At 40.0% G+C, this 26,269-nt stretch carries 22 protein-coding genes and 2 pseudogenes; 14 read left to right on the forward strand and 10 right to left on the reverse strand.

Annotated elements, in window-relative coordinates; translation table 11 throughout:
• Positions 1-32: 32 nt before the first annotated feature.
• Complete coding sequence (locus tag ACWIUJ_RS07180; protein ID WP_454169948.1) at positions 33-953, reverse strand: DMT family transporter; 921 nt, start codon at positions 951-953, stop codon at positions 33-35.
• Positions 954-1,077: 124 nt separating this feature from the next.
• Between ACWIUJ_RS07180 and ACWIUJ_RS07185 the strand changes: the two genes are divergently transcribed.
• Positions 1,078-1,710, forward strand: a complete 633-nt coding sequence (locus tag ACWIUJ_RS07185) for a LysE family translocator (protein ID WP_454169950.1) — start codon at positions 1,078-1,080, stop codon at positions 1,708-1,710.
• A 7-nt stretch (positions 1,711-1,717) separates the two neighbouring features.
• Here the strand turns inward: ACWIUJ_RS07185 and htpG are convergent, their stop codons facing one another.
• A complete protein-coding gene (htpG, locus tag ACWIUJ_RS07190) occupies positions 1,718-3,583 on the reverse strand; it encodes a molecular chaperone HtpG (RefSeq protein WP_454150554.1) in 1,866 nt (621 codons plus the stop codon).
• 262 nt (positions 3,584-3,845) lie between these two features.
• On the opposite strand from htpG, the gene ACWIUJ_RS07195 reads away from it, so the two are divergent.
• Genes ACWIUJ_RS07195 through ACWIUJ_RS07205 form a run of 3 tightly spaced genes read left to right on the forward strand, consistent with a single transcriptional unit; the run spans position 3,846 to position 7,967 of the window.
• Positions 3,846-4,019, forward strand: coding sequence for a hypothetical protein (locus tag ACWIUJ_RS07195; RefSeq protein ID WP_454150556.1), 174 nt, complete (start codon positions 3,846-3,848; stop codon positions 4,017-4,019).
• Positions 3,955-6,768, forward strand: coding sequence for a TonB-dependent receptor (locus ACWIUJ_RS07200; protein ID WP_454169952.1), 2,814 nt, complete (start codon positions 3,955-3,957; stop codon positions 6,766-6,768). The genes ACWIUJ_RS07195 and ACWIUJ_RS07200 overlap by 65 nt, the downstream gene beginning before the upstream one ends.
• A gap of 38 nt (positions 6,769-6,806) precedes the next feature.
• The gene (locus ACWIUJ_RS07205) at positions 6,807-7,967 is read left to right on the forward strand and encodes a cytochrome-c peroxidase (protein ID WP_454150560.1); all 1,161 of its coding nucleotides are present in this window, start codon (positions 6,807-6,809) and stop codon (positions 7,965-7,967) included.
• A gap of 34 nt (positions 7,968-8,001) precedes the next feature.
• Here the strand turns inward: ACWIUJ_RS07205 and ACWIUJ_RS07210 are convergent, their stop codons facing one another.
• Together ACWIUJ_RS07210 and ACWIUJ_RS07215 are read right to left on the reverse strand one after the other, a co-directional pair.
• Positions 8,002-8,763, reverse strand: a complete 762-nt coding sequence (locus ACWIUJ_RS07210) for a carbonic anhydrase (RefSeq protein ID WP_454169954.1) — start codon at positions 8,761-8,763, stop codon at positions 8,002-8,004.
• Between the two features lie 130 nt (positions 8,764-8,893).
• Positions 8,894-9,571, reverse strand: a complete 678-nt coding sequence (locus tag ACWIUJ_RS07215; RefSeq protein ID WP_454150564.1) for a lysophospholipid acyltransferase family protein — start codon at positions 9,569-9,571, stop codon at positions 8,894-8,896.
• A 132-nt stretch (positions 9,572-9,703) separates the two neighbouring features.
• On the opposite strand from ACWIUJ_RS07215, the gene mqnE reads away from it, so the two are divergent.
• The 4 genes from mqnE (at position 9,704) to ACWIUJ_RS07235 (ending at position 12,951) form a co-directional block, all read left to right on the forward strand.
• Positions 9,704-10,870 carry an aminofutalosine synthase MqnE gene (gene mqnE, locus ACWIUJ_RS07220; protein ID WP_454150565.1) on the forward strand — a complete coding sequence of 389 codons (1,167 nt, stop codon included), beginning with the start codon at positions 9,704-9,706 and terminating at the stop codon, positions 10,868-10,870.
• A gap of 32 nt (positions 10,871-10,902) precedes the next feature.
• On the forward strand, positions 10,903-11,811 hold the full coding sequence (lpxC, locus tag ACWIUJ_RS07225; RefSeq protein ID WP_454150567.1) for a UDP-3-O-acyl-N-acetylglucosamine deacetylase: 909 nt from the start codon (positions 10,903-10,905) through the stop codon (positions 11,809-11,811).
• A gap of 155 nt (positions 11,812-11,966) precedes the next feature.
• Entirely contained in the window at positions 11,967-12,368 is a 402-nt protein-coding gene (locus tag ACWIUJ_RS07230; protein WP_454169956.1) for a hypothetical protein, read from the forward strand.
• Positions 12,369-12,543: 175 nt separating this feature from the next.
• A complete protein-coding gene (locus tag ACWIUJ_RS07235) occupies positions 12,544-12,951 on the forward strand; it encodes a hypothetical protein (protein ID WP_454150571.1) in 408 nt (135 codons plus the stop codon).
• 104 nt (positions 12,952-13,055) lie between these two features.
• Here the strand turns inward: ACWIUJ_RS07235 and ACWIUJ_RS07240 are convergent, their stop codons facing one another.
• The 6 genes and pseudogenes from ACWIUJ_RS07240 to cysK form a co-directional block, all read right to left on the reverse strand.
• On the reverse strand, positions 13,056-13,334 hold the full coding sequence (locus tag ACWIUJ_RS07240) for a helix-turn-helix domain-containing protein (RefSeq protein ID WP_454169958.1): 279 nt from the start codon (positions 13,332-13,334) through the stop codon (positions 13,056-13,058).
• A complete protein-coding gene (locus ACWIUJ_RS07245) occupies positions 13,321-13,647 on the reverse strand; it encodes a type II toxin-antitoxin system RelE/ParE family toxin (RefSeq protein WP_454169960.1) in 327 nt (108 codons plus the stop codon). Before ACWIUJ_RS07245 ends, ACWIUJ_RS07240 begins: the two co-directional genes overlap by 14 nt.
• An 89-nt stretch (positions 13,648-13,736) precedes the next feature.
• Positions 13,737-16,076, reverse strand: a pseudogene (locus ACWIUJ_RS07250) (Eco57I restriction-modification methylase domain-containing protein); the annotation flags it as partial.
• Between the two features lie 252 nt (positions 16,077-16,328).
• Positions 16,329-16,643 (reverse strand): annotated as a pseudogene (locus ACWIUJ_RS07255) (type IIG restriction enzyme/methyltransferase); the annotation flags it as partial.
• Entirely contained in the window at positions 16,589-17,659 is a 1,071-nt protein-coding gene (locus ACWIUJ_RS07260; RefSeq protein WP_454169962.1) for a DUF7149 domain-containing protein, read from the reverse strand. The pseudogene ACWIUJ_RS07255 and the gene ACWIUJ_RS07260, both read right to left, overlap by 55 nt.
• Positions 17,660-17,724: 65 nt before the next feature.
• A complete protein-coding gene (gene cysK / locus ACWIUJ_RS07265; RefSeq protein WP_454150579.1) occupies positions 17,725-18,630 on the reverse strand; it encodes a cysteine synthase A in 906 nt (301 codons plus the stop codon).
• Between the two features lie 177 nt (positions 18,631-18,807).
• Between cysK and ACWIUJ_RS07270 the strand changes: the two genes are divergently transcribed.
• The 6 genes from ACWIUJ_RS07270 (at position 18,808) to ACWIUJ_RS07295 (ending at position 26,071) form a co-directional block, all read left to right on the forward strand.
• Complete coding sequence (locus tag ACWIUJ_RS07270; protein ID WP_454169964.1) at positions 18,808-20,247, forward strand: M20/M25/M40 family metallo-hydrolase; 1,440 nt, start codon at positions 18,808-18,810, stop codon at positions 20,245-20,247.
• Between the two features lie 8 nt (positions 20,248-20,255).
• Positions 20,256-21,260 (forward strand): N-acetyl-gamma-glutamyl-phosphate reductase, encoded by a 1,005-nt coding sequence (gene argC / locus ACWIUJ_RS07275; RefSeq protein WP_454169966.1) that lies wholly within the window; start codon positions 20,256-20,258, stop codon positions 21,258-21,260.
• Positions 21,261-21,267: 7 nt separating this feature from the next.
• Complete coding sequence (locus ACWIUJ_RS07280; protein ID WP_454169968.1) at positions 21,268-22,068, forward strand: metallophosphoesterase; 801 nt, start codon at positions 21,268-21,270, stop codon at positions 22,066-22,068.
• Between the two features lie 63 nt (positions 22,069-22,131).
• Positions 22,132-23,088, forward strand: coding sequence for a chemotaxis protein CheW (locus ACWIUJ_RS07285; protein ID WP_454150586.1), 957 nt, complete (start codon positions 22,132-22,134; stop codon positions 23,086-23,088).
• A 77-nt stretch (positions 23,089-23,165) separates the two neighbouring features.
• The gene (locus tag ACWIUJ_RS07290) at positions 23,166-25,574 is read left to right on the forward strand and encodes a chemotaxis protein CheW (RefSeq protein WP_454169971.1); all 2,409 of its coding nucleotides are present in this window, start codon (positions 23,166-23,168) and stop codon (positions 25,572-25,574) included.
• 2 nt (positions 25,575-25,576) lie between these two features.
• Positions 25,577-26,071 carry a chemotaxis protein CheW gene (locus ACWIUJ_RS07295; RefSeq protein WP_454150590.1) on the forward strand — a complete coding sequence of 165 codons (495 nt, stop codon included), beginning with the start codon at positions 25,577-25,579 and terminating at the stop codon, positions 26,069-26,071.
• Positions 26,072-26,269: the final 198 nt, after the last annotated feature.

Raw genomic sequence — 26,269 nt, forward strand, 5'->3', positions numbered from 1 at the left:
CTTAAAATTCTAATAATTTTGATAAAATCTTTTTAAGTTTTAGCCCGCACAAGGATAAGTCCTCCAGCGATAATCCCACCAATGCCAGCTAGCACCATAGCACTTGGGAAACTATCGCCCAATATTAAGCCCAAAAACATTGAAAACACCACATCTAAATATCCCACTCCAGCGATAATACCAGCTTTTTTTGCTACGCCATAGGCTTTGGTGATATGAAGTTGATACAACACCCCTAGCACACCCATAACTACAATGATAATCCAAGACTGAGCACTTGGTATCGCAAATGGAGCAATGAGAAAGTCAAGATTCTCTACATATACGCTTGGTGCGTAATATCCAGCGAGCATTGAAAGCAGTGGCATCAGCGTGCCAACCACCAAAAAAGAAAATACAATTTGTTCAGTGGCATAAAACTTTCGCAATCGCCTCGCACTCGTAAGTGCCAACGCACTAAAAAATCCACTCATCACGCCAATAATGGTGTTTTTCATATCAAATCCTGTGTGAGCGTCATCTTGCACCCAAGGGTGTGAGACGAGGAGCACACCTAAAAATGCTAGCGCGATACCAAAACTTCCTCTAAAACCAATTTTTTCATCAAAGAGGATAAAAGCGATGAATGCAATAAAAATGGGCGAAGTTTTTTGGAATGCGAAAGCCCCACCAAGAGAGATGTGTGAGACATTGTAAAAAAACAAATACAGCGAAACCGCCCCCGCAAATCCACGAAATATGAGTAACCAAAAATGCCCGCCTATCTTATGAAATCGCAATCGCCAAAGCAAATACAGCATACAAATACAACCAATAAAGTTGCGGAAAAACACCACTTCAATCGCGGGCATTTCATCGCATACAATCTTCGCGCACGCTCCCACTAGAGCAAACTCAAGGCAGGCTAAAATCATAAAATATAAACTCAAATGATGTTTTATGACCCTTAGCATTATAACCCCTTGAAATCCTTGTAGATTCCAAGAATTATAAAACAAAAATATCAATCTAAAACATATAAAACAAAAAGTATTTTATGCTACACTTTTGCGAATTTAACGCATTGTGGGGAGCAGTATGGAATCTTTAAGCCTTGTGAGTGTTTTTGTGGTTGGGTTTATCGGCGCGATAACACCCGGACCAGATATTTTGCTTGTGCTTCGCTATGGATTAAATTTTGGACTTAAGTATAGTATTAGCGCGTTTTTAGGCATCGCGAGTGGTTGGGTGATTTTTTTAGGCGCGATTTATTTGGGATTATCAGTATTTTTAAACACGCCAATATTTCAGTTGGTTGTGAGCTTTGTTGGGGGGCTGTATTTGGGGTATTTGAGCGTGTGTATGCTTCGTGCAAAAGTCGATGAAAAAGCCCTGCAAAACCAAATTGATAAAAAAGAGCATATTCCTAAGGGCGTGGTGTATTCTTATTGCAAGGCATTATTTATTAACCTCTCAAACCCAAAGGCTATCCTCTTTTTTACCACTATTATCGTGCCATTTATGGGTGTGGATATTGGCACACCGCTTTTAGTGCTTTACATTTCTCTTTGCACGCCTTTTTGTCTTGTTATTATCGTGGCAAATTTCGCACGCAAACTTGTAACGCCTCGAGTTTTTGTGTGGATTGATAGAATCTGTGGCGTAGTGTTTGGAGCATTTGGGGTGTTTTTGTTTTATGGTGGGATTTTGCTGGCAATGGATATGCCATAGAATCTCTTTATAGAGATTCTATAATAAGTGTGTTTATGCGTTCGCTAAAGTCTTTGGCGTCTTGTAAGTTTTGTCCTTCTGCTACAAGTGCGCTATCAAAGAGCAAATGTGCGATTTGAGCGATTTTTTGCTCTTTGATTTTGCCATTTTTGAGTTTAGCAAAAATGCTATGATGAATGTTAAGCTCAATGTCTGGTTTAGATTGTGGGGCTTTTTGTCCCATTTGGGCGAGGAGTTGTGCCATCATTGGATTATCATTTTGGCGTATAATGCTTATGGGTGCTTGTTGCATAAGGCTTGTAAGTGTGATTTCTCCCACTTTTTCACCTAAGGCATTTTTAAAGCCCTCTAAGATTGTTTCAAACTCTTTTTTTGTTTTTTCATCGATTTGTTCATCGCCAATTTCGCTTAGTGCGTCTTTGGTGCTAATGTTTTTTAGTGGCACTTTATCGTATTCGCCAATGCTTGGGATTACCATTCCATCAATTTCATCGCTTAAGAGAAGCACCTCAAAGCCTTTATTGTGGAATTTTTCTAGTAATGGTGAGTGCTTGAGAATCTCTTTATTTTCTCCAAGCAAGTAATAAATGCTTTTTTGGTCTTTATTCATAGAATCTTTGTAGTCTTTAAGCGAGATAAACTCACGCGTATTGCTCTCAAAGCGCAAGAGTTCTAAGATTTTTTCTTTATTTTCATAATCGCTATAAAGACCCTCTTTAAGCACCTTACCAAATTGAGTATAAAATTGTTTAAAGATTTCCTCTTTTTTGGTGAGGTTTTTAATCTCGCTTAGGATTTTTTTTGTGCTCGCAGATTTAATGTTTGCGAGAATCTTGTTTTGTTGCAAGATTTCTCTACTAACATTAAGTGGCAAATCCGCACTATCAATCACCCCACGCACAAATCGCAAATACGGCGGCAAAAGTTCTTTATCATCATCAGTGATAAACACGCGTTTGACATAGAGTTTTATGCCACTTTGATAATCCACTCGGTAAAGGTCAAATGGCGCATTTTTAGGAAAGTAAAATAAAGTCGTGTATTCTAAATTCCCCTCCACTTTGGTATGCACATAATGCAGTGGCTCGCCATTATCGTGCGCAAAAGATTTATAAAATTCATTATAATCCTCTGGCTTTAACTCTGCTTTTGGTAATGTCCAAAGAGCTTTTGCCGAATTTATTTGCTCGATTTTATCCTCTGTATTTTTGCCTTGTTTTTTGCTCTCTTCTTCGCTAAGCGTTTCGGTGAAATGCAAAAAAATTGGGAATCCAATGTGTTGAGAGTATTTATCGATAATGCTTTGAATCTCCCAGCGCGAAGCATAATGCTTTTGGTCTTTTTTAAGATAAAGCGTGATATTTGTGCCAAATTCCTCTTGCACGCATTCCCCGATTTCATACTCACCCTTGCCCTCGCTTATCCACGCATACGCTTTGTCCTCACCTGCCTTTTTGCTCTGCACCACCACTCTATCTGCCACCATAAAGGCGGAGTAAAAGCCCACGCCAAATTGTCCAATAAGTGCAGAATCTTTTTTCTTATCTCCACTTAGTTGTGAGAGGAAGCTCTTTGTCCCAGATTTTGCGATTACGCCTAAATGCTCTTTCATATCCGCTTCATTCATACCAATGCCATTATCACTAATGCTAAGCGTGCCCTTTTTCTCATCAAATTGAATATCAATGCGCGGAGTAAAAGTAAGATTTTTATATTTTTCATCACTTAGTGTGAGATAAGAGAGCTTATCAAGTGCGTCAGAAGCGTTGCTCACTAGCTCGCGTAAAAAGATTTCTTTGTGCGAATAGAGCGAGTTAATCATTAAATCCAAAAGTTGGGTAATTTCTGTTTCAAAATGGTGTTTCGTTGCCATTGCAAACTCCTTGAATGATAAATTTTAGTGCATTGTAGCAAAGAAAAGTAACACAACCCAAAACTTTAGTTTATTTTATCAATAATCCTTATATAGAATCTATAAACTTTTATAAATCAAATCACTAAATATTTACACATAAAAATCCAAAATAGTAGCAATTATTGCCAAAATATTAAAATATTTTAGCATTTAAGCGAGTTTTTATTTTAGATTTATTATAATCAATCCCAATTCTATAATTATCATTAAGGATTTATTGGTGAGAAATACCACTATTTTATTTAGATTATCAATAGCCACTCTTAGTTTATGTAGTGTGGTATTTGGAGATTCTATTTCGCGTCAAAGCATTATGTATTTCGCTCAAAATGAGCAAGATTCCACAATGGCAAACACAAACAACTCTGCCCCCCCCCCCTCAAGGAGAAAATAGCAATGGCAAAACCGATGAGAAAAATTTACAAAAAGTTCAACTTGGCAAAAGCACAGCCATCGCAGAGAGGGAGTTTGAAACTTATAACTCAGGAGCGCAAGTGAATCGCCATATATTAGAATCTATCCCAAATGGCAATGGCGATATTGGAAGCGTGCTAAAGATTTTGCCAAATGTGCAGTTTGATAACGCACAAGGTAAATCCTCTACTGCAGGTGAGATTGACTTAGCGAGCATAAGCATTTCAGGCGGGCTATTTTTCCAAAATAATTTCCAGCTTGATGGCTTTAATATCAACAACGATATAAATCCTATGGGAAACAAAGTCTTTGGGAGCTCTAATCATCAACAATGGGGGAGCACTGCTTCGCAAGGCTTGCCTGTGGATACAAGTTTGCTCGATTCTATCACCGTGCTAGATAGCAATGCAAGTGCGGCGTATGGACGCTTCACAGGTGGCGTAGTGGAGGCAAATGTGCGCAAACCACGACAAGATGATGGCGGTATCAAAGGCTGGCACGGCAATATTAGTTATCAAATCACGCAGGGCAATGCAATGCCTAATGCGTTTTCAATGACGCGATACCATATCCACGAGCTTGAGTGGGAGAATTTCATAAACTCCACAAGCGAGTATTATCAGCCAGAGTTTATCAAGCACGCCATTAGAGCAAATGTGGAGGGCTATGCTACCAAAAATCTTGGCATTATCGCCTCTTTTAGCACGATTAGGAGCTATATCCCGCTATTTGCTTATACAAACACATATAGTGCAGGCACAGAGGCAGGGGGCAAAAAAGACCAAAAGCGCGTAAGCGATAATTACTACATAAAAGCACATTATACTCCAAACGAAAAACTCACTATCGAAGCAAATATAGCGTATATGCCTCAAGATAACACTTACTATCGTCCCAATGTCAAAGACAGCTATTTTGATTTACAAAGCGGGGGAATCCAAAGTGGGGTTAAAGCACTCTATCAAGCCTCCATTGGCTTATTAACCACACAAATTGGCTACAACTTTATGCAGAGCAGTCGTGATTCTCAAAGCAATTTTTGGGCGACTTGGCGATATAGCGAGGGTGATAAAAATTGGGCGTATTCACCCACCACGACTAGACGCACGGTCTCTCAAGGTGGCTTTGGCGATATGGAGCAGACTTCTCATACTCTAAATTTTAAAAGCGATTTTGACTTTGAGGAGTTAGAGATTTTGGGCATTACGCATAATTTTAAAGTCGGTGGCGAAGCAGGGTTTAATAGTGCTATGCGTAATCGCGCAAATGGATATTATATTTTTAGTGGGTATAATCTAAATGGACTGGGCAGAGATTATGTCGTTAATCTTAATGGTGGGAGTTGCGGGGTGGATTCTCTAGGGCTTACATCTTGCTCGGAGGCGACTACAAATTATGGTGGGGCGAATTATGACGAAACTTGGCAGGGGCAGTATTTCAATCAAGTGCGTGCTCACGCTCCGGGCAAAAATGTCTTTAACACAGTCTCGTATGGAATCTACGCAGAAGACGATATGGAAATAGATTTAGGTAAAGTAGGGGGACTTAATGCACGCATTGGGTTGCGTTTAGATGGAGATAATTATATGAGTAAGCACACACTTGCCCCGCGATTTTCTACAAGCTATAAAACTCCCGTGAAGCAAGATTGGCGCACGCAGCTAACCTTTGGGGCAAACCGCTACTATGGGCGCAATATGCTTACTTATAGAATCTATGATGCTGATAATGCCGAGCAAAGTTTGAAATATTATTACCGCACGAGTGCGCAAAGTGATTGGATTTTGTCAAGCGCAGACCACCCGATAACTTCTACGATTTTTAGCAAACTTAAAGTCCCCTATGATGATGAACTAATGGTTGGGATAACACAGAATCTAGGGATTTTTAGTATGAGTGTAAAATATATCCACCGCGATGGCAAAGACCAAATCTATCGCACAAGGCGAGATTCTAGCATTCCCCGTCCTGATGAATCGCATTCTAGTAGTAGCTATATTTATAGTAATGGTGGGAAATCTCGCACCGATGTCATAGCACTCACTTTGCAAAATATAAAGCCAATCATCACGCAAGGAATTGCGCATAATTATTTGTTTAGCTTTGATTATACGCAAAGCAAACGCGATTATAATCCCTATCTTACAAGCACGGATTATAATGCAAACTTATTTGATGTAGTGCTGTGTGAGGGCAAACTCGCTTTTTATGGGCAGTGCTTTGAGCAACCTGAAAATTTCGTGCGTCCTTGGACGCTACGCTTTACCACCACGCACGCCTTTGCGTTAAAGCGCACCAAATGGATTATCAATAATTTCTTTCGTTTCCGCAGTGGATATAATAGGCGATTGCAAATTTGGAATAAGCAATATAAAGACTACCAAACAACTCGCCCAAACATTTATCAGCAATATCAAGGACCGGGCTTTGATGCGAATTTTGATTTTTTAGACCAGTATGCAACTAGAGAGATTAGGTGGGCGTTTAATTGGGATATGCGAGTGGGCACAGAATATCTCATCACAAAAAGTGGGCACACAATTTATGTCAATGTGGATATAAATAATGTGCTTAATTTACGCAATGAGACGACACTCACCACAGGCAGTGCGAATCTAGATGGCGGTGGCGATGTAGCAAGTGCATATAATGCAAATGCGCTCAGCTATACCGCAAAGGCGTATGAGCTAGGTAGGCAATTTTGGGTGCAGGTGGGGTATAAGTTTTAGGCTATAAATTCAACTTACAAAACAACAAAGGAGCAAAAATGAAGAAAATCGGTGTGGTAATAGTATTTTTATGGTGTGTTGGCGGGCTTTTTGAGCTAGTGGGTGCGGAATCCAAACCAAATATCAACAAACTTCGCGCAATGTATAGCAATAAAGATTCTAGCAAATGGACTAAAGCACACATTGATGAGCGAATCTTGCGTGAAATTGCAAAAGATTTGGGGTTGCCAAATCATACAGATAAGGGCAATGAGGCGAAAATCCGCGCTCATATTGAGCTAAGGGCACTACCCTTAACGCCACCTTATCCGCAATCTAATCCCTTTAGCGAGGAAAAACGCGCTTTGGGCGAAAAGCTCTTTAACGACCCGCGTTTATCAAAAAGCGAGCAAATTGCGTGCGCCTCTTGCCACGATAGATATTTAGCCTTTGGCGATGGCAAGCCATTAAGCCACGGGCATAATAGACAGGTAGGACGCAGGAATGCGCCAAATATTATGATGAGTGCTTTTAGCACGGAGAATTTTTGGGACGGGCGGGCAAAAGATTTGGAATCTCAGAGCCTCTTTCCCATTGCCGACCCAAAGGAAATGGCAAGCACAGCGGATAAAGCCGCTAAAAAACTTAATGGCATTAAGGAATATAAAGATGAATTTCAAAAGGTTTTTGGCACGCGTAAAATCACTAAAGAGTTAATGGCACAGGCTATTGCCACTTATGAGCGAAGCCTTATGCCAGCTCAAACACGCTTTGATTTGTTTTTAAACGGGGAATCTAAGCGATTAACCGATAAAGAAGTTTTAGGCTTGCATATTTATCGCACTAAAGCACAATGCCTTAACTGCCACAATGGCGTGGCACTCACGGATAATAAATACTATAATTTGGGCTTGCATAATTATGGTAGAGAGGGCGAGGATTTAGGACGATATGAGGTTACAAAAGACCCTCTTGATATGGGGAAGTTTAAGACTCCCACACTGCGCCGTGTCGCGTTGAGTGGTCCATATTTTCATAACGGAAGTTTTCGCTTTATGCGAATGGTGCTAATGCACTATAATATGGGATTTTTTGGCGGGAATCCAACGCCAGAGCAAAAAAACGACCCACTTTTCCCAAAAACAGACCCGCTTATTCGTCCTCTTGGGTTAAATCTTGAGGAATTTGAGGCATTAGAAGCATTTATGAATGTGTTGTAAGATTCTGTGAAATATCACAGAATCTTTTGAATCGTTATGGTTGGACAAAAGTAACTACTCTGCCGTTGATTGGTTGTATAGGGCGAGCGTTTTGCTTGAGGATTGCTCCAAGTTGTTCAAGTTGCTTTGCAGATGCTTGGATAGTATCTTTCATAACGACCCAAGTTACATTGCCACTGCAAGGCGGAGTAGTCAAACTCCCTTGAAATGTGTAATACGCACTTTTGCTTGGCAATAAAGTGCTAAGCGAAATTCCTTTTAGCTTAAGTGGTTTTGTGTCATTGAGCTTTTTTGGTGTAGCCTTTAGTAGTGCTTCTAGCGCACCATTTTGTTCGCCATCTTGGATAAACACGCCGACCACAAGCAAGTTGCCATCAGTATCCTTATGCACTAAATGCACTTCAGCAGGATACGCCTTGTCATTTATTTGATTTTCAGATGGGGTATGGAAATGCAACTGCACGAGCTCATAAGATTTGTTATTAAAGCCTAGTGTCCCAGCATTATCAAATCCAACTTGCAATGTATGTCCGTTATTTACGATGTCTCGCGCTTTGCTTGCATAAGAATCTTCAATAGCAAAGTTAGGATTTGTCTTTGCCTTTTTTGCCTTAGATTCTACGATGTTGATTGGTGATTGGAGCTTTTCTGTCTTGCACGCTGCAAAACTGCTATCCAAATCCCCCCATTTTGCTGGACCCTCATCGCCTGTATATCCCCAATGTGTGTGATTCTCTGCTAGAGCAAATCCACACAAACACGCCACGAAACCTAAAGTTTTGAGAACTTTATTCATAGGAAACCTCCAATACATTAAAATGAAAATACGCTGATATAGTATCTTTTTTTTTTACAAAAATACGCCTAAAATTTGATGGATTGGTTATATAAATGACAATATATTTATACAAACTCCATTATGTAAGTTATGAATTTGTCGGCATATTGCCAGAATCTGGTGCGTCCATTTTGTCTTTAAAGATTTTTTTTGCTTCTTGTAGGCTTAAGTTATCCACTCTAAAACTTTCTAACGCATAAAATTCAATTTTACAAAAAGGTTTTGGGATAATAAATTTATCCCAAGTCTTAAGTTGCCAATACGCGCTACATTTCACGCGCAATGGCACGATTGGCACGCTAGCTTTTTGACTCATAGCGATGATTCCATCAGCGATAGAGTGGCACGGACCTCTTGGACCATCGGGCACGACACCCACATCATAGCCATTTTTTAGTAGTTTTAAAGAATCTATGAGCACCTTTAGCCCACCTTTAAAGCTTGAGCCTCGCAATTCTTTAAGCCCAAAGTAAGTGCAAAGTTTTGCCATTGGCTCGGCATCGAGGTGCTGTGAAAAAATTATATGGAAATTTTTCGCCCTTTGTGGGTTTAGCTTTTTTAGACGCGGTTTAAAGTAGAGTAAAAAAAGGATTGGGAGCATTAGGATTTCGCCGTGCCAAAAGCCAATAATAAAATTTTGCTTAAAGATTTTTTCATCAATATAAAAACGATGACGCGTGAAACAATATAATATCCATATAGCGATAAATCCAAGTGGTGGTATCAGCACAGCAGCGAGTTTGCGCCGAAATTCTCTTAATTCCATTGTTGCCTTTCATTAGTCATTGTATAAATGTGGTATGAAAATCGCATTTATAAACGCATAAATTGTAGCTAAAGATTTACATAAACGCGTTATTTTATGATGAAAATTATCATTTAACAAGGACAACAAAGAATGCGTGCCAAAGAGTCAAAAGAAATTTTACAAAAAGCCATAAACAACGAGAATCTCAAAGCAAGCGAGTTGGTTAAACTCTATGAACTTGATATTTTTACGCTTGGTGAGGCGGCAGATTCTATCCGCACGCAAAAATTTGGCAAAAAAACTTTTTTTAACATTAACCGCCATATTAACCCAAGCAATATTTGTGCGGATATTTGCAAGTTTTGTGCGTTTTCAGCCCATAGAAAGAATCCAAATGCCTACCAAATGAGTTTAGGGGAGATTATCAGTCAAGCATATAATTCCTATCAAAATGGTGCAAAAGAAGTGCATATCGTCTCAAGCCACAATCCAAACTATTCGTATGGGTGGTATATGGATATGTTTAAAGAAGTGCGTAAGGCTTGCCCAGAGATTCACATAAAGGCAATGACTGCGGCAGAAGTGGATTTTTTAGACAGGAAATTTAACAAAGGCTATAAAAGAGTGCTTGAGGATATGGCAGAGGCGGGCGTGGATTCTATGCCGGGCGGTGGTGCGGAAATCTTTGATGAAAAAGTGCGCGCATACATTTGCAAAGGTAAAGTAAAATCTCATAGGTGGCTTGAGATTCACCGATATTGGCATTCGCTTGGGAAGATGAGTAATGCGACAATGCTCTTTGGGCATATAGAATCCAAAGAGCATAGAATCGACCATATCCTGCGATTAAAAGATTCTCAAAACTCTAAAGAGCGCGTAGAGAGTAAAAGCGGAGGATTTAATGCTTTTATTCCATTGCTCTATCAAAAGCAAAACAATTATCTTAGGGTGGAGAATTTCCCAAGCGGACAAGAGATTTTAAAAACAATCGCCATTGCACGCATAATTTTACAAAATATCCCACATATTAAGGCATATTGGGCGACTTTAGGGCTTAATCTCGCCCTTGTCGCGCAAGAATTTGGCGCAGATGATATGGATGGCACGATTGAGCTTGAGAGTATCCAATCTGCCGCAGGAGCAAAAAGCAAAAACGGAATCACAAAGCAAGAGATTATCTCCCAAATCAAAAGTGCAGGGTTTATCCCTGTGGAGCGAGATTCTTTGTATAATGAAATTTGTGATTACACACAGGATATACCACAGGCGACACGCACAAACATATCGCTAAGTGATAGCGCAGGGAATGTGGGCTAAAGTGCAAGAGGCAGAAATTTAAGGAGGCAACAATGAAACAAAAAACTATCGGCAAAAAAGTTGAATTAGTGGGAATCGGATTGCACAAAGGCGTGCCTGTCAAAATGACGCTAGAGCCATTAGCTCCAAATAGTGGGATTGTGTTTTATCGTAGTGATATGGGTGTGAGTATCCCGCTATGCCCTCAAAATGTGATAGACACGACAATGGCAACGGTGCTCGCCAAAGATAACGCGAGGGTTTCAACCATTGAGCATTTGCTCTCAGCCATTCACGCACACGGAATCGATAATCTCAAAATCACCCTTGATAATGAGGAAGTGCCTATAATGGACGGCAGTGCGATAGGGTATTGTATGCTTTTAGAGGAGGCGCAAATCGTCCGTCAAGATGCGCCCAAAAAGGCAATGCGCATTAAAAAACCAATCGAAGTCAAAGATGGTGATAAATTCGTGCGTATAGAGCCAAGCGAGCGTGTGGTATTTGATTTTCGTATTTCTTTCCCACATCAAGCTATTAAAGAGCAGGCATATACATTTACTTTTTCTACAAGTGGGTATATCGAGGAGATTGCGCGGGCGAGGACTTTTGGCTTTTTAAGCGAGGTGAATTATTTGCGCTCTCAAGGGCTTGCTAAGGGGGGAGATTTGAGTAATTGTATCGTGCTTGATGATAATGGCGTGATGAATAAAGATGGATTGCGCTATAAAGATGAGTTTGTGCGACACAAAATTTTAGATGCTATTGGTGATATGGCGGTGCTTGGAATCCCGCTCATTGGTAGCTACATCGCTTTTGCGGGGAGCCATAAACTAAACCACCTCCTCACGCAAAAAATCCTAAACGAACAAGGCGCGTATGAAGTGGTGGATTTAGATGAAGTGGCTGAAGATGAGGCACTAGATTACGCACTAGCGCAAGATTACGAGCACAAAATCTAAATTTTTATACAAATTTTTGCAATTTTGTCTATGGTGGCTTAATTTTTGCTATTGCAAGGAAGTGGTGTTTAGGAATCTTTGTGAAATTTTATAGATTCTTAAGCGCGAAAGAACTACAATGTATGCTTTGCAAGTGGTATTAAAATTTTAGGGAAGTGCAAGTCGTGGGCGAGATTCACAAAATATTAAACTTTTTACAAGCTAATTGGCATTTGACGGCGTATATTGGCGTGGTGGTGATTTTGGTGTCTCCTGTGGTGCTGTGGCTTTGTAAGCTGGCGGTGGATATTTTTGGGATTTTTTCCGTAGTTTTTGTAGAGATTACCTTTTTTATTACGATGCTTTTGCTTTGCTTTGTGGTGTTTTTAGGAATCAAGCAAGGATATAACTGCCTTAATGGCACGCAAGCAATACAAGCTGTGTGGCATTATATGGTCGCTAGTATCGCTTCGCTAGGGCTAATGGTAATGCTTAAGCGAATGCGCGATAAACAAAGTATCAGCACCAAGACAGAGCAATCCAGCGTTACCACAGATTCCCAAGATTTTGAATTTTAACCTCGTAATTTACCTACTTTTTCTTAGTTGTATTAAGTTTAATACATTTTTTTCAAAAATTGACAAAAACTCTCTTTTTTATGGTAAAATGTCGCTCTAAATCGTTTTTTTTTTTTTTGTCTTGCGCCGTTCTCATCAGTATTTTTGGTTTTATAAATTACTTAAAGGAGGAGTGATGAAAAGCATTTTAGCAAGGCTTGCAGGCGTGGTATTTGTATTTGGGTTGGTAGCGTGTGGCTCATCTAGCAGGAGTGCCGATGAAGCCTCAATAGAGTATGTTAAAAGCTGCTTTAGTGGCAGTGGGACGGAGTTTTTAAGCAATGCACGGGGTCCAAATGGCACTACGCTTGATAAAGAGCGGGTTATCGAGCGCACACAAGATATAGCCCAGCTACGCAGTTTCGCTCAAGCTCGAGGCGGGCTGAAGGCTATAAGCGTGCTAAAAAGCAGCAATATATCAAATGAAATACACAAGAATCTTATGCTTATAGAGTTAAAGGTGGAGTTTCATAATGGCGAGGCGGTGGATTATGTTGTGAAAGTCGCTCTTATTGATGATGTGTGGCGGGTGCTGGTGGATTGAGCGCGTGGGGTTATTGATTGGATTTTATGATTTTAATCTCATTAGAATCTAGCTCGTAGAGGGCATAGGCTAACATTTATTTGGTATGGTGAATGCTATCAAATCTACAAACTAATTGTTAGCTTTTTTAGTCCCACTGCTCTAGCGTATTTCACAGCAGTGTCTAGGCTAAAGCCACCATTTGCGCTCTCTAGTCTTGCGATATTTGATTGTTTTAGTCCGCTACGCTGCGCTACTTGGGCTTGGGTTAGCTTTTTTGCTAGTCGTTTGGCAATGAGTATGGATTTGATTTGAAATTCTGGTGTTAATCGCTCAAATTCCGCCCTAAACTCGCTATCTTGCATACATTTATTAAGTGTGTTTTTGAAATCAATCGTTGCCATTTGCAAACTCCTTTAATCGTTGTGTTGCCGTTTGGATAAACGCTTTGGGCGTTTTTTGTGATTTTTTTACAAATACCACAAGGATTAAAATCACCCTATCTTTTTGATACGCATAAACCGCCCTCGCTATGCCCTCTTGCGCTTTAATCCGTAGTTCAAACAGCTCATCTTGCAATTTTTTGGTATGCGGTTCGCCAAGTGCGCCAAATTTCTCTAATAGCAAAATCATCTGCGCCATTTTTGCCCGCAATTTTGTTGGTAGGGCTAAAAATTCATCATTTGATTTTTGACTTACAAATTTGACTACAAACATTTTGAACCTTAAATATCCATTAGACTTATGATTATATCACTTTTGATATAAAATTGTCCTTATTTTTCGTGCAATTTTAGCGTAAATATTTATGAGTTTTTGATTATGTCAATCTCGTGGGAATCCAATCCATAAAGTTTATAGACCAACTCATCGATTTTGGATTCTAAATCTTTGATTTTTGTGTCATATTGAGGTTTCGCAGAAACCGAAATATCTTTGTTGTCATCTTGAGCGGAGCAAAAAATCTCTTTTGTTGATTGAGATACTTCGCTTTCTTGCGAAAGCTCAGTATGACAAAGATTTTTTGACTCCAAAATTGTATCCACGAGATTTTCAATCTCATCGGCGATTTTTTGGTTTTTTGCCGTTATTTTTGGGATAGGGATTTTTCCTGCCACTTCGTTAGAAAAATCCATCGAGCGAATCGCTTTAGCATAAGCAAATCTGTGTGCATACCAATTTATGAGTTTTGAGTGAAATAACCCTAAAATAAACTTATTTGAAATATCCTCTTTGCAAATTATTTGAAAAATTGTATTAACGATTTTGTAGCTTTTATCATTAGTAATCGTGCCTGTAAATTTTATGTGTGATGTTGGATTATCAATGTGTGAGATGATTCGTTGCAATAAAATGCCATTGTCCTTTATTGTGGAATGTTCGCCGATTTCGTTTTTGTCAATATAACCCTTAACACCACTTATTGTGTATCTTTGGATTTCATTTCCACCCAAAACTTTGTATCCTTTTGAATCTTTGTTCATAAATTTTTGAAAACTATCACCACGATAACATTCTGCAAAATCTAAAAGTGTTTGTTTGCAATTTTTACAAATTTTAATCCCCAAATCCAACTCTCTTTTGGTTAAGCCATTGACAAATATCCCAAATAAATCAATAAGTTTTTTATCAACAATAATGCTTTGACTTTGCGTTTGAGATTGACTAGATTCCGAATTTTTAAAGAAAATGCTTTTATAATTTTCATATTTGTGATTTTTATGCACGGCATAGATTACCATTTCAAGCTTGACATAATTCCACGCCTTGCCACAATCTGCTAGCAAATAAAGATTTGGGTTTAGCACTTCGCGCAAGGGTTTCCATTTGGCGACATAGGCAAGGGATTTTGGCACGATAAAGGTATTTATGCCATTTGGGCTTGTGATTTTATCGCCGAGCAAAATAAAAAGTTGCGCGGTATTTGTCGAGTTGAGTTTATAAATTTGCTTATATTTTTCTCTATCCTCTTTGCTTAAATCCGCACCATACGGCGGATTGCCTATCACTAAATCAAATCCCACAAAATCCCCATTGCTATCCAAAACTTCGGGGAACTCAAATCGCCATTCAAAAGAAGATTTTGCTTCATTTGCGATATTTTCATAGGCATTCATAGACTTTACCAATGCGATAAAATCGCGTTCCACAAATTCGCGTGGGTCATCTGCTTTAGGAATATCAAGGATTATCTGATGAAAATTAAAGTCATTTATATAAGTGTTTAGTTTGTTCTGCCACTCTTGTAGTTCTGCTATGTCGATATTTACCATTCGCGCATTATCGATACCATTGCAACCATGAGTTTTGAGATATTCTGCAAAAAGGATTTTAAATTTTCGATATGTAGGGTGCGTTTTGACAAAAAGATTTAGGATAAAGTCTTTGGCGGATTGTATTTTGCATTTATGCTGTGCTTTTAAGTCTTTGTGTGTTTCGTTTTTGTAGGCGTTTGTGGCTTCTTTGTAGATTTCGATTTGTCGAGGGAGTTTATTTTTTAAATCATTTAAAATCGCTTTGATTTCATAGCTAAAGACTAAGGTTTGTTTTTTGTTATTTTCTACTTTATCAGTCGTGGTGAAAAGTCCTGCGGATTGGAGCAAATCTTTTAGCTGTTTTTCTAGCTTGTCTTTGGCAATATCTAGCGCGATATTTGAGAGCAGGCTATTTCCACATTTGATATTTATATCGATATTTGGGAGGGTTTGCATTTGGTGGATATGCGCGCTTAAAGTTGACTCATATCCCTCATCGCCCTGCGTGAGATAATAGCTATTTTTAAGCAATTCAATCCATAATCGTAGCCTGCAAATCTCCACCGAGTTTGGGTTTATATCCACGCCAAAAAGGTTGTTTTCGATTATGGATTGTTTGAGCGTGAAAAGTTCTTTTTGGATTTGATACTCTCTGCCTTGTGAATCTCTTTTATACGCGAAATCTGCTATATCTATCTCATCATCGATGATTTCTAAATGTGTAATATCGCTATTGATTAAATGCAGGTCATAATGTATCTGTATCATAGCATTGAGCGCGGATACGAGGAAGTGTCCGCTCCCCACAGCAGGGTCGCAAATGCGAATGCCTTGGAGCAAGGTTTTATACTTTTGTTTGATAGCGTTTCTATCCGCGCTTTGTCTCATTTCCATTTTAATTTCATCTTGTATATCACTTATATGTTTGCATTGCCACTTAGGATTTGCCTCATTAAACTTCTGCAAAACAACTCGCCCTAAACTCTCCTTACACATATATGCTGTAATCGCGCTAGGTGTATAAAATGAGCCGTCTTTATACGCATTTAGTCGCTCAAAGACATTGCCTAAAATGCTTGCGCTAATAAGCGTCTTGCCTTGTGCTTCTACCTCTGCAGTGCCAAAGTCAAAGGCGTTTAAAAACTCAAATAAATAGGATAAAAATTTCACTTCGCCTTTTTTGCTTTTGCCTGTGGCTTCTTTGATTTGTGTGTGGGGATAGTAGGATAATTTTGCTTGATTATTAAGACTTGAAATCTCTAGCAAATATGCTGGATTGTGTGGATTCTCAATGTCTTGTCTTTGAAAGAGTGATGAGTTGAGATAAGGGAGGTGGTAAAATGGCGAGTTTGTATCGTGCCTTTTATCGTGGGGGAGCGCGAGAATCTCAAAAAACAGCTCGCTCAGTGTGCCAAAATCTTGGATTGTGCCAGATTCAAAGAACCTATCCCCCCTAATTGCCTATCTGTCGAGAATCTAACGAGGTTTGCCTCGATGAGCTTTAAAAATAAGATTCTATTTAGCCATAGGATTATGAGCTTCATCACATTTTCAAAATTTTTATCTTCTGACGCAAGTTTGTGGAGTATATTATCATACAGCGTTCCATTGTTGTTTGCTCTTGGTGTGAGCTTTTCTTTATCTTGCTGTAAGCCTAAAATATAGAGCAATTCTTTATAGAAATTTTCGCTAATTTGGTTGTTGATGTTGGGGTTAAACTCGCCGAGTAAAAAATCTCTATGAAAGGCTTTGATAAAGGGTTTATAATCCTTAGAATCTCTTAGGGAATCTAAATCCAAAAACAACGGCTGCAAGGCTTGCAATCCCTCTGTTACTAAAAATCTCTCATATTCATCGCTCGCTAAATACTCTTTTATGTTGGTGTAGAAGTCTTGGTTGTTGTCTTGCTCGCTTTTTGGAATCTTTGTGGTAAGATTGGCGTGATTTTCTGGTAATTGTTTGAAAAGCTCACGGATTCTTTTGTCTTGGTAGAAAAACTTATCAAACTGCGCCTCCCTAAAAATATAAAATTGTGTGAAATTTGTGATTATGATAAATTTTACTTCGTTGTTGGTTCTTGTCTTTTCTCGTAAATAATACAGTATGGTTTGGTGTAGAGATTTTGTGTTGTAATTATCGAGTCTTATCATTTCAGGGCTTTTTGGGGCTTTGACTTCGCATATCACGCTGACTTTATTGTGTTTTTTAATGCTTATATCAATTTCACTATTGCCCTTTTGAGAATCTCCCACAACCACTTCATCTTCATCAAAGCCTAGTGCCCTGAAAAATCCTCCCAAAATCTCTGCTTTTGCGCGCTCATTTTGCTGGCTAGAATTTTGGAGTTTTTTGTGATATTCTTGCAAGGCATTGTCAAATCTCACCTCACTATCGTGTAATGGATTACTTTGAAAGTATAATGGTGTAAAAAACTTTTGCGCTTCTATGGATTCTATGGGTTGTAGTTTAAGCATTGCCGACCTTATTTAGACTTATTTGTGGGTTAAGTCGCGCCTTTGCAAGACACGACTTTTAAGTTTTACAAAGTATTAAACAAATCCGTGCTTAAATATCGCTCGGCGGTGTCATTAAGCACAGTTAAAATCGTTTTATCGCTATGCTCGCGTGCGATTTTTAGAGCCGCGCTTACATTTGCACCGCTTGAGATTCCCACCATTATGCCGATTTTGCCAAGCCTTTGTGCCATAGCGATAGCGTCATCGTTCTCCACGCACGCGATTTCATCTATCACATTGCGGTTTAAAATCTCAGGGATAAAGTTCGCGCCAATGCCTTGAATCTTATGCCCGCCTGCTTGTCCTTTGCTAAGCAGTGGCGAAGCAGCTGGCTCAACGCCTATGATTTTGATATTTGGGTTTTTTTCTTTGAGCACTTCGCCCACACCGCTTATCGTCCCGCCTGTGCCAAATCCAGCGACAAAATAATCTAAATTAGAGCCAAAGCTCTCCCAAATCTCAACTGCAGTCGTTTTTTTGTGCATTTCTTTGTTTGCAAGGTTGCTAAATTGGCTTGGCATAAAGGCATTTGGCGTATTAGCTAAAATCTCATTTGCCTTGTTGAGCGCGCCTTTCATTCCCTCGCTTGCGGGGGTTAGCTCGAGCTTCGCGCCAAAGAGTTGCACCATTTTCCTACGCTCGATACTCATAGATTCTGGCATTGTGAGGATTATCTTTAACCCCAAGCTCGCGCAAATCATCGCTAGTGAGATTCCCATATTGCCACTTGTGCATTCTACAATGGTGGTGTCTTGGTTTATCTTGCCACTTTTGAGTGCCTCATCTATCATCGCATACGCCGCCCTGTCTTTGACCGAATGGCTAGGGTTTAGAAACTCGCACTTGCCATAGAGGTTTGGCGCGATTTGCTTTAGGCTTATGATTGGTGTTTTGCCGATAATGTCGGTGATATTTTCATAGACTTTCATTGTCTCTCCTTTTATGTTCCTCTTTTTATGAGGGTTTTGATTTTGTGTTTAACGCGCATAACATAGCAAAAAATCTATTTACAATCAAGGGAAAGACTATGCACTTATACAAATCTCTTATTTGTTTTGCTATAATCGCACCTGTTTTATCTAAACAAATTGCATAAATGAGAGAATATGATACAAAAAACGCTTGAATATTTTGGCAAAATCGCTAGTATCCCGCACGCTAGCTATGATACAACATTGCTTTTTGAATTTTTATTGCAAGAATGCGAAAAATTAGGCGCGCAAGTCAGTGTCGATGAAGCACGCAATATCCATTTGCTAAAGGGCAATCCAAAATGTTGCTTACAGGGGCATTATGATATGGTAGCGGTGGGGGAAGCGCGAGAGGAAAAGCCACTTGAGCTCTATGAGGAAGTGCAAGGAGAGAGGCGGTTTTTACGCGCGCGAGATTCTTCGCTTGGTGCGGATAATGGCGTTGCTATCGCGCTGTGCTTGGCATTGGCAAACAAATATGATGATATAGAATGTCTTTTTACCAATGATGAGGAAGTGGGTATGCTTGGGGCAAAGGCATTGCAACTGCCAATACACGCTACCATTATGCTTAATTTAGATTCTGAAAATATCAATGAAATTGTGCTTGGTTGCGCGGGCGGTATGGATATAAATGCAAAAAAATCTCTTATTCCTCAAAAGCGCAAATATGCGCATTTTTACACCATTACCGCGTTTGGATTCCAAGGGGGGCATAGCGGGATTGATATAAACAAGGGACGCGATAATGCTATTATTGAGTGCGCGAAGTTGTTAGGAGAGTTGCCTTGCGAGATTATGCGCTTTAAGGGTGGGGAGAAGCGAAATTCTATTCCAACGGGCGTTGAGGTAGTTATCGCAAGCGAGCGAGATTTGCTTGATTCTTTAGCGTTAGGAAAATTTTGCAATCATTTAGAATCTTTTGAGGAATCCACGCAATCTCTTTGCCTAAAGAGTGTTAAAAATTGGGGGTTTGCCTTTAGACAATGCGAGTGGGGTGAGAATCTTAGCTTTGCTAAAGAGCAGATTCTCCCTATTTTGCTAGAGATAAAAAGTGGCGTGTATGAGAGTGATGGCGCGGTGGTGCTAAACTCCGCAAATCTTTCTCTTTGTGAATTAGAGCTTGCTCCAACGCCGACTTTTAGTCTAAGCATTATGGCGCGGGCAAATGATGATGAAAAACTCGCACACACCAAGACACACTTGCAACAATCACTACAAATGCAGGACTTTGCAGTGGAGATAAGTGATTTTTACGGAGCGTGGAAACGAAGCATACACGATGATGACACACTTTTACAACTCCTTATGAAAGAATTTAATGTGTGCGACATCACACCAAGTGTGGTGCAGATTCACGCGGGATTAGAATGCGGGATTTTGCAAAAGCGCATTAGTGAGCTACGCGCTAAAAGTGGTGGCAAGAGCGAGTCTTTAAAGATTCTCTCTATCGGTCCTAGCATAGATTTCCCGCATAGCACGCAAGAAAGGCTTGATTTAGCAAGTTTAAAACATTTTGTTACAATCGTGGAAAATTTTATGCAATCATTGCAAAAAGATTGTAAGGTTGGTTAGGAGAGGAAATGAAACGCTTACGCGCTGGAATCATTGGAGTAAGTGGCTATACGGGTGCAGAGTTATTAAAGATTTTGCTTCCCCATCCACATTTTGAGATTACTTTGCTGGCAAACTCGCAGGGGCAAACAAACATAGAGCACATTCACCCCGAGTTTAAGGGAATCTTTGAATGTGAGGTAAAAAAGGCAGACCCACAAGAGGCGATTGCAAGTTGTGATATAGTGTTTTTAGCTCTACCGCATAAAAGTGCTATGGAGTTTGTCAAAGGCTTGGGAGAGAATCTCGGTGGGCTAAAGGTTGTTGATTTGTCCGCAGATTATCGCTTAAGCGCGCAAAATTATGAGAAGTTTTATTGTCCGCATATTGATTTGCATAATTTACAAGGCGCAGTATATGGGCTACCAGAATATGCCAAAAGAGAAATTGCGAATGCTTCTTTGGTGGCAAATCCGGGCTGTTATCCAACGGCGACACTTTTAGCCATTGTGCCATTTTTGCCATTTATTAAGTCAAATACTCTCTTTGTCGATGCCAAAAGTGGCGTGAGTGGCGCGGGAAAAAAGCTCAGTGATAATACACATTTTCCCAGCATTAACGAAAATATCTTTGCGTATTCACCGCTAAATCATCGCCACCAAATCGAAATGGAAGAAAAATGTGCTCTTTTTGGGAATAGGGAATTGCAAATCCATTTTATTCCCCACCTTATCCCCATTACGCGTGGAATGTTAGTGAGTGTTTTTGCCGAGCTTAGCGAGGATATTGAGCCATTAGAAATTTTACAAAAAACCTACAAGGGAGCGGAATTTGTGAGAATCTGTGAAAGCCCCGTGCGTGTAAGCAATGTATGCAAAACTAATATGTGCGATATTTTTGCTTCAAAAAGAGGAAACGCGCTCTATGTCAATAGTGCGATTGATAATCTTATGCGCGGGGCGAGCTCCCAAGCGGTAGTAAATGCAAATTTAATGTGTGGATTCCCTGCGGACTGCGCAATCCCAAAAGTTTGATAGCTTAATGTCAAAATACACAGAAATTGTCATCAACCCTGATGCGGTGTTTGTCGCGGATTCTCATTGGTTTGATTGCACGCTTATTAGTGAGAATCTTCGCACAAACGCCACAGATTCTAGCGATTATACGCCAAAAGATTTGCCAAGTTTTTTAGAATCTTTGCGTTGCTCGCAAGTGTTTTTAATGGGTGATATTGCGCAAGTGCTCGTTGGCAACATTCACACAAGCGTGCAATCAAACCAAAAATTGCTCGCGGTTATAGAGATTGTAAGTCAAAGAAGCGAGGTTTTTTGGTTTGAGGGTAATCACGACTTTGCCTTGCAATCATTACAATCATTGCTCCCTCGCGTGCGTTTTATCCCACGCAAAAGCCAGCCACTTTTGGCGACATTGAATGAGAAGTGCGTAAGTTTAGCACACGGCGATTTGTTTTTAAATTTGCGCTACAAAGTGTATATTGGAATCTTAAATTCTTCTTTTGGTCGCAGTGTCATTAAAGTGCTTAATAAAGCGTGCTTTGGCAAGTTATATGAGGCATTGGAGCAAAAAATCGTGCGTAAAAAAATGCGCCCATTTGCTGGGGAATCAGAGGCATTTTGTGAGAGAAGATTGCATTTGTATGCGCGATATTTTACTCATAGAGAAAAAAAAATGCCACAAATCATTATCGAGGGGCATTTTCATTTAAACACACACAAACTCAAAGATGGAGTTTTGTATGTGTGTTTGCCAGCTTTTTGTGAAAATAGCGAAACTTTATGCCTTAATACCCTCATAGATACAATCAATGATATAAAGATTTGATAAAATTGCCGATTGTTTTGGACTAAAGTCAAAGAGATTATAATATTTGGGAGAAATCAAAATATGCTAGGCGAAAAATCAGGCATTCCTAGTCTAAGCACCAATGAAATGGAGCTATTAGATTTTAGAATCTATGAGCTACGCGAAGATAACAGAGTTTATGAGGGTGTGTATGGGATAAATGTCGCTAAGGTTGAGGGCGTTGTGGTCTATCCAGACCATATTTTTGATTTGCCTGCCGCACCTGATTATGTGATTGGGACTTTTGATTTGCGTGGAGAGATTGTGCCGTTGGTGGATTTGACCAAATGGATTAGAGTGCAATCTGATACCTCAAGGGATAGAGATAGAAAAGTCATTATCGCGATTTTTAATAACATTAAAATTGGCTTTGTGATTCACGAGGCAAAGAGAATCCGCCGTATTAGTTGGAAAGATATTGATGGCGCGGAGTTTGGTATGAGCGGTGATAATAGTCGCTCTAAAATCACGGGCACTACCCGCATAGAAGATGGTGTAACACTGCTAATTCTCGATTTAGAGGGAATCATTGATGATTTGGATTTCTACGACCCGATGAAATCTCTGTCTAAAGATGATGGTTCTACGCGCGAGATTCCCAAATTTGACGGAATGGCTCTCATTTTAGATGATAGTGTTATTGCGCGCAAACTTTTGCGCACTTCTCTTGGCAATGCGGGCTTTGAGCTTGTAGAGGCGGTGAATGGCGAAGATGGCTTGCAAAAGTTAGAGAGTTTGTATGCCAAGTATGGCAACGAGCTTAACAAACATCTTAAAATCATCGTTTCAGATGTGGAAATGCCAAAGATGGATGGCTTTCATTTTGCTGAAATAGTGAAGCAAGATAGGCGGTTTTCAAGCATTCCCGTAGTCTTTAACTCTTCGATTTGTGATAGAATTAGCGCGGAGAAGGGGAAAAAGGTTGGTGCTGATGCGTATTTAGTGAAATTTGATGCGGGGTCATTTTATGATGAAATCTCTAAAATTTTATCTAAATAGCTCTAAAATTTGCTACAATCCCAAAAACACTAAATTTTGGGGTTGATTAAAACTTAAATTTAAAGCGGAGGTTTTTTATGGATGATATGCAAGAGATAATGGAGGACTTCCTTGTTGAAGCCTTTGAAATGGTTGAGCAACTCGACCAAGACTTAGTCGAACTAGAGAGCAACCCAGAAGATTTGGAATTGCTTAATAGAATCTTCCGTGTGGCACACACCGTGAAAGGCTCTAGCTCATTTTTGAACCTAGACATTCTCACAAGCCTTACACACAATATGGAAGATGTGCTCAATAAAGCGCGTAGAGGTGAGTTAAAAATCACTCCTGATGTAATGGATGTGGTGCTTGCTTCGATTGACTTGATGAAATCTCTACTCAACGCCATTAGGGATAACGGCACAGATTCTAATAGTGGCATTGACATCACTGATATTGTAAAAAGATTGCAAGCTATCTCCACAGGTGGCGCAGCTCCAGCGGAATCTGCCCCAGAAGCTCCAGCCGCCGCCCCAGCGCAACCAGCTCCAGCCACCACTCCAGCCCCAGATTCCTCCAATCCTTTAGCAAATGAGCCAGAGATTGATGTGTCATCAATGAGTGGCGAGCAAGTTGATGCTGAGATTGAACGATTACTTAAAAAACGACAAGAGGCGGATAAGGCGCGTCGTGAGGAACTTAAAAAACAAGGTGTAGCAGTAGAAGTGCAAGCTCCAAGCGCACCAGCTACTGAAGCTCCAAAGGCTCAAGCCGCCCCAGCGCAACCAGCTCCAGCCGCCGCTCCCAAGCCAGCGGCCAAACCTGCTCCTAAACCAGCAGAGAAAAAAGACGGAAATGCTCCAGCGACTAATGTCGAGCAAACTGTGCGTGTAGATGTCCGTAGATTAGACCATTTGATGAATCTCATTGGTGAGCTTGTGCTCGGCAAAAACCGCCTTATTAAGATTTATGGTGATGTCGAGGAGCGATATGATGGCGAGCGATTCTTAGAGGATCTTAACCAAGTTGTTTCAAGCGTTTCAAGCGTTACTACCGACATTCAGCTAGCGGTGATGAAAACGCGTATGCAACCTGTTGGAAAGGTATTTAACAAATTCCCTAGAATGGTGCGGGATTTATCACGCGATTTGAAAAAAAGCATTGACTTAGTAATCACAGGTGAAGAAACAGAGCTTGATAAATCTATTATTGAGGAAATTGGCGACCCACTTATTCACATTATCCGTAACTCTTGCGACCACGGTGTGGAATCACCAGAGGATAGAAAAATCGCTGGCAAACCCGAAACAGGACGCGTGGATTTGAAAGCATATAACGAGGGAAATCATATCGTTATTGAAGTAGTTGATGATGGTAAGGGCTTAGATGCGGATATGCTTAAGCAAAAGGCAGTTGAGAAAGGCTTAATTAGCGAGCGAGAGGCTGATACAATGAGCGATAAAGAAGCCTTTGGTATCATCTTTAAGCCGGGCTTTTCTACCGCCAAAGTCGTCTCAAATGTCTCTGGGCGTGGTGTGGGAATGGATGTGGTGAAAACGAATGTCGAGAAACTCAATGGAATCATTGAGATAGATTCCGAAAAGGGTGTGGGCACGGTCTTTAAACTTAAAATCCCACTTACACTTGCTATTATTCAAGCATTGCTTGTGGGTGTGCAAGAGGAATATTATGCCATTCCGCTTTCATCGGTTATTGAGACGGTGCGCATTAGCCAAGAGGAGATTTATGCTATTGATGGGAAGAGCGTGCTAAGATTGCGCGATGAGGTGCTTTCTCTCGTGCGATTGGCGGATATTTTTAAGGTAGATTCTGTTTTAGAGGCGATGAATGAAGTATATGTAGTCATCATCGGGCTTGCAGACCAAAAGATAGGCGTGATTGTGGATTATCTTGTGGGACAAGAAGAGGTGGTTATTAAATCACTTGGCTATTACCTAAAAGGCACAGAGGGTATAGCTGGAGCGACTGTGCGAGGTGATGGTAAGATTACACTTATTGTCGATGTCGCAGGTATGATGGAAATGGCAAAAAGTGTAAAAGTAAGCATCAACAAGCTAATGGACGAGGCTGAAACACAAAAAACCAAAAATTCTCCAGCGGATTATATCGTGCTTGCTATTGATGATAGCAACACGGATAGAGCGATTATGAAAAAATGCCTTAAAAAGCTTGGCGTAACGGTGCTAGAAGCGGCAAATGGGCTAGACGGTTTAGAAATTGTCAAAAATAGCGATAAGCCACTTGATGCTGTGCTCGTGGATATAGAGATGCCAAAGATGGATGGTTATACTTTCGCTAGCGAAGTGCGAAAATACAATAAATTTAAGAATCTGCCACTGATTGCGGTTACAAGTAGAAATAGTAAGACGGATAGAATGCGCGGGGTAGAATCTGGTATGACAGAGTATATCACTAAGCCCTATACACCCGAGTATTTAACCAATGTGGTAAAACGCAACATTCACCTTGAAACGACAGGAGAGTAAAAATGAGCGACCAAGTAAAAAAAGTAATGCAAGACCAGCAAAAGGGAATTGATAACAAAAACACCGAGATTGAGGAGGCGTTGCAAGTCATTAGCTTCACTATTGGCAATGAAGAATTTGCTGTGCCAATCCTTAATATAAAAGGAATCGAGCGACCTATCGAATATACACGCGTGCCGGGCACACCTAATTATGTGTTGGGTGTGTTTAATCTACGCGGAAGTGTCTATCCGCTTATTAACTTACGAATGAAGTTTGGACTTAATGCGATTAAGCAAGATAAAGACACACGATATTTAGTCGTGCATAATCACGATGAAATGGCGGGTTTTGTCATTGATAAACTCAATGAGGCTATGTGGATAAATCAAAGCGATATTGACCCTGTGCCAGAAACCATTGGTGAGGGAGAGAATCTCATTCAAGGTATTGGCAAGCGAGAGGATAGACTTATCTCAATCCTTAAGGCAGAAAATCTTCTCAAGCGAGTTTTTTAAGCTCGCTCCCCATACATTAAGTTCCTTCTTTTTTATTTTCTATCTTTTTAAGTAGTTTTTGCAGTCGTGCTATATTGAGACAAATAATTTTTTAATATAGTAAATTAGGGAAATTATTTGTAGAATTTTTGCATAAATTGCAAGATTCTCATTATGTTTAAAAAATTTTTAAGTTTAATTTCGTTAGAATCGCCTCGT

The organism is Helicobacter sp. 23-1046 (assembly GCF_053654635.1).

Bases quoted from the DNA above. Each gene is read 5' to 3' on its own strand.
- ACWIUJ_RS07180 (WP_454169948.1), bottom strand. From the start codon at position 953: ATGCTAAGGGTCATAAAACATCATTTGAGTTTATATTTTATGATTTTA.
- ACWIUJ_RS07185 (WP_454169950.1), top strand. From the start codon at position 1,078: ATGGAATCTTTAAGCCTTGTGAGTGTTTTTGTGGTTGGGTTTATCGGC.
- htpG (WP_454150554.1), bottom strand. From the start codon at position 3,583: ATGGCAACGAAACACCATTTTGAAACAGAAATTACCCAACTTTTGGAT.
- ACWIUJ_RS07200 (WP_454169952.1), top strand. From the start codon at position 3,955: ATGAGCAAGATTCCACAATGGCAAACACAAACAACTCTGCCCCCCCCC.
- ACWIUJ_RS07205 (WP_454150560.1), top strand. From the start codon at position 6,807: ATGAAGAAAATCGGTGTGGTAATAGTATTTTTATGGTGTGTTGGCGGG.
- ACWIUJ_RS07210 (WP_454169954.1), bottom strand. From the start codon at position 8,763: ATGAATAAAGTTCTCAAAACTTTAGGTTTCGTGGCGTGTTTGTGTGGA.
- ACWIUJ_RS07215 (WP_454150564.1), bottom strand. From the start codon at position 9,571: ATGGAATTAAGAGAATTTCGGCGCAAACTCGCTGCTGTGCTGATACCA.
- mqnE (WP_454150565.1), top strand. From the start codon at position 9,704: ATGCGTGCCAAAGAGTCAAAAGAAATTTTACAAAAAGCCATAAACAAC.
- lpxC (WP_454150567.1), top strand. From the start codon at position 10,903: ATGAAACAAAAAACTATCGGCAAAAAAGTTGAATTAGTGGGAATCGGA.
- ACWIUJ_RS07235 (WP_454150571.1), top strand. From the start codon at position 12,544: ATGAAAAGCATTTTAGCAAGGCTTGCAGGCGTGGTATTTGTATTTGGG.
- ACWIUJ_RS07240 (WP_454169958.1), bottom strand. From the start codon at position 13,334: ATGGCAACGATTGATTTCAAAAACACACTTAATAAATGTATGCAAGAT.
- ACWIUJ_RS07245 (WP_454169960.1), bottom strand. From the start codon at position 13,647: ATGTTTGTAGTCAAATTTGTAAGTCAAAAATCAAATGATGAATTTTTA.
- ACWIUJ_RS07260 (WP_454169962.1), bottom strand. From the start codon at position 17,659: ATGCTTAAACTACAACCCATAGAATCCATAGAAGCGCAAAAGTTTTTT.
- cysK (WP_454150579.1), bottom strand. From the start codon at position 18,630: ATGAAAGTCTATGAAAATATCACCGACATTATCGGCAAAACACCAATC.
- ACWIUJ_RS07270 (WP_454169964.1), top strand. From the start codon at position 18,808: ATGATACAAAAAACGCTTGAATATTTTGGCAAAATCGCTAGTATCCCG.
- argC (WP_454169966.1), top strand. From the start codon at position 20,256: ATGAAACGCTTACGCGCTGGAATCATTGGAGTAAGTGGCTATACGGGT.
- ACWIUJ_RS07280 (WP_454169968.1), top strand. From the start codon at position 21,268: ATGTCAAAATACACAGAAATTGTCATCAACCCTGATGCGGTGTTTGTC.
- ACWIUJ_RS07285 (WP_454150586.1), top strand. From the start codon at position 22,132: ATGCTAGGCGAAAAATCAGGCATTCCTAGTCTAAGCACCAATGAAATG.
- ACWIUJ_RS07290 (WP_454169971.1), top strand. From the start codon at position 23,166: ATGGATGATATGCAAGAGATAATGGAGGACTTCCTTGTTGAAGCCTTT.
- ACWIUJ_RS07295 (WP_454150590.1), top strand. From the start codon at position 25,577: ATGAGCGACCAAGTAAAAAAAGTAATGCAAGACCAGCAAAAGGGAATT.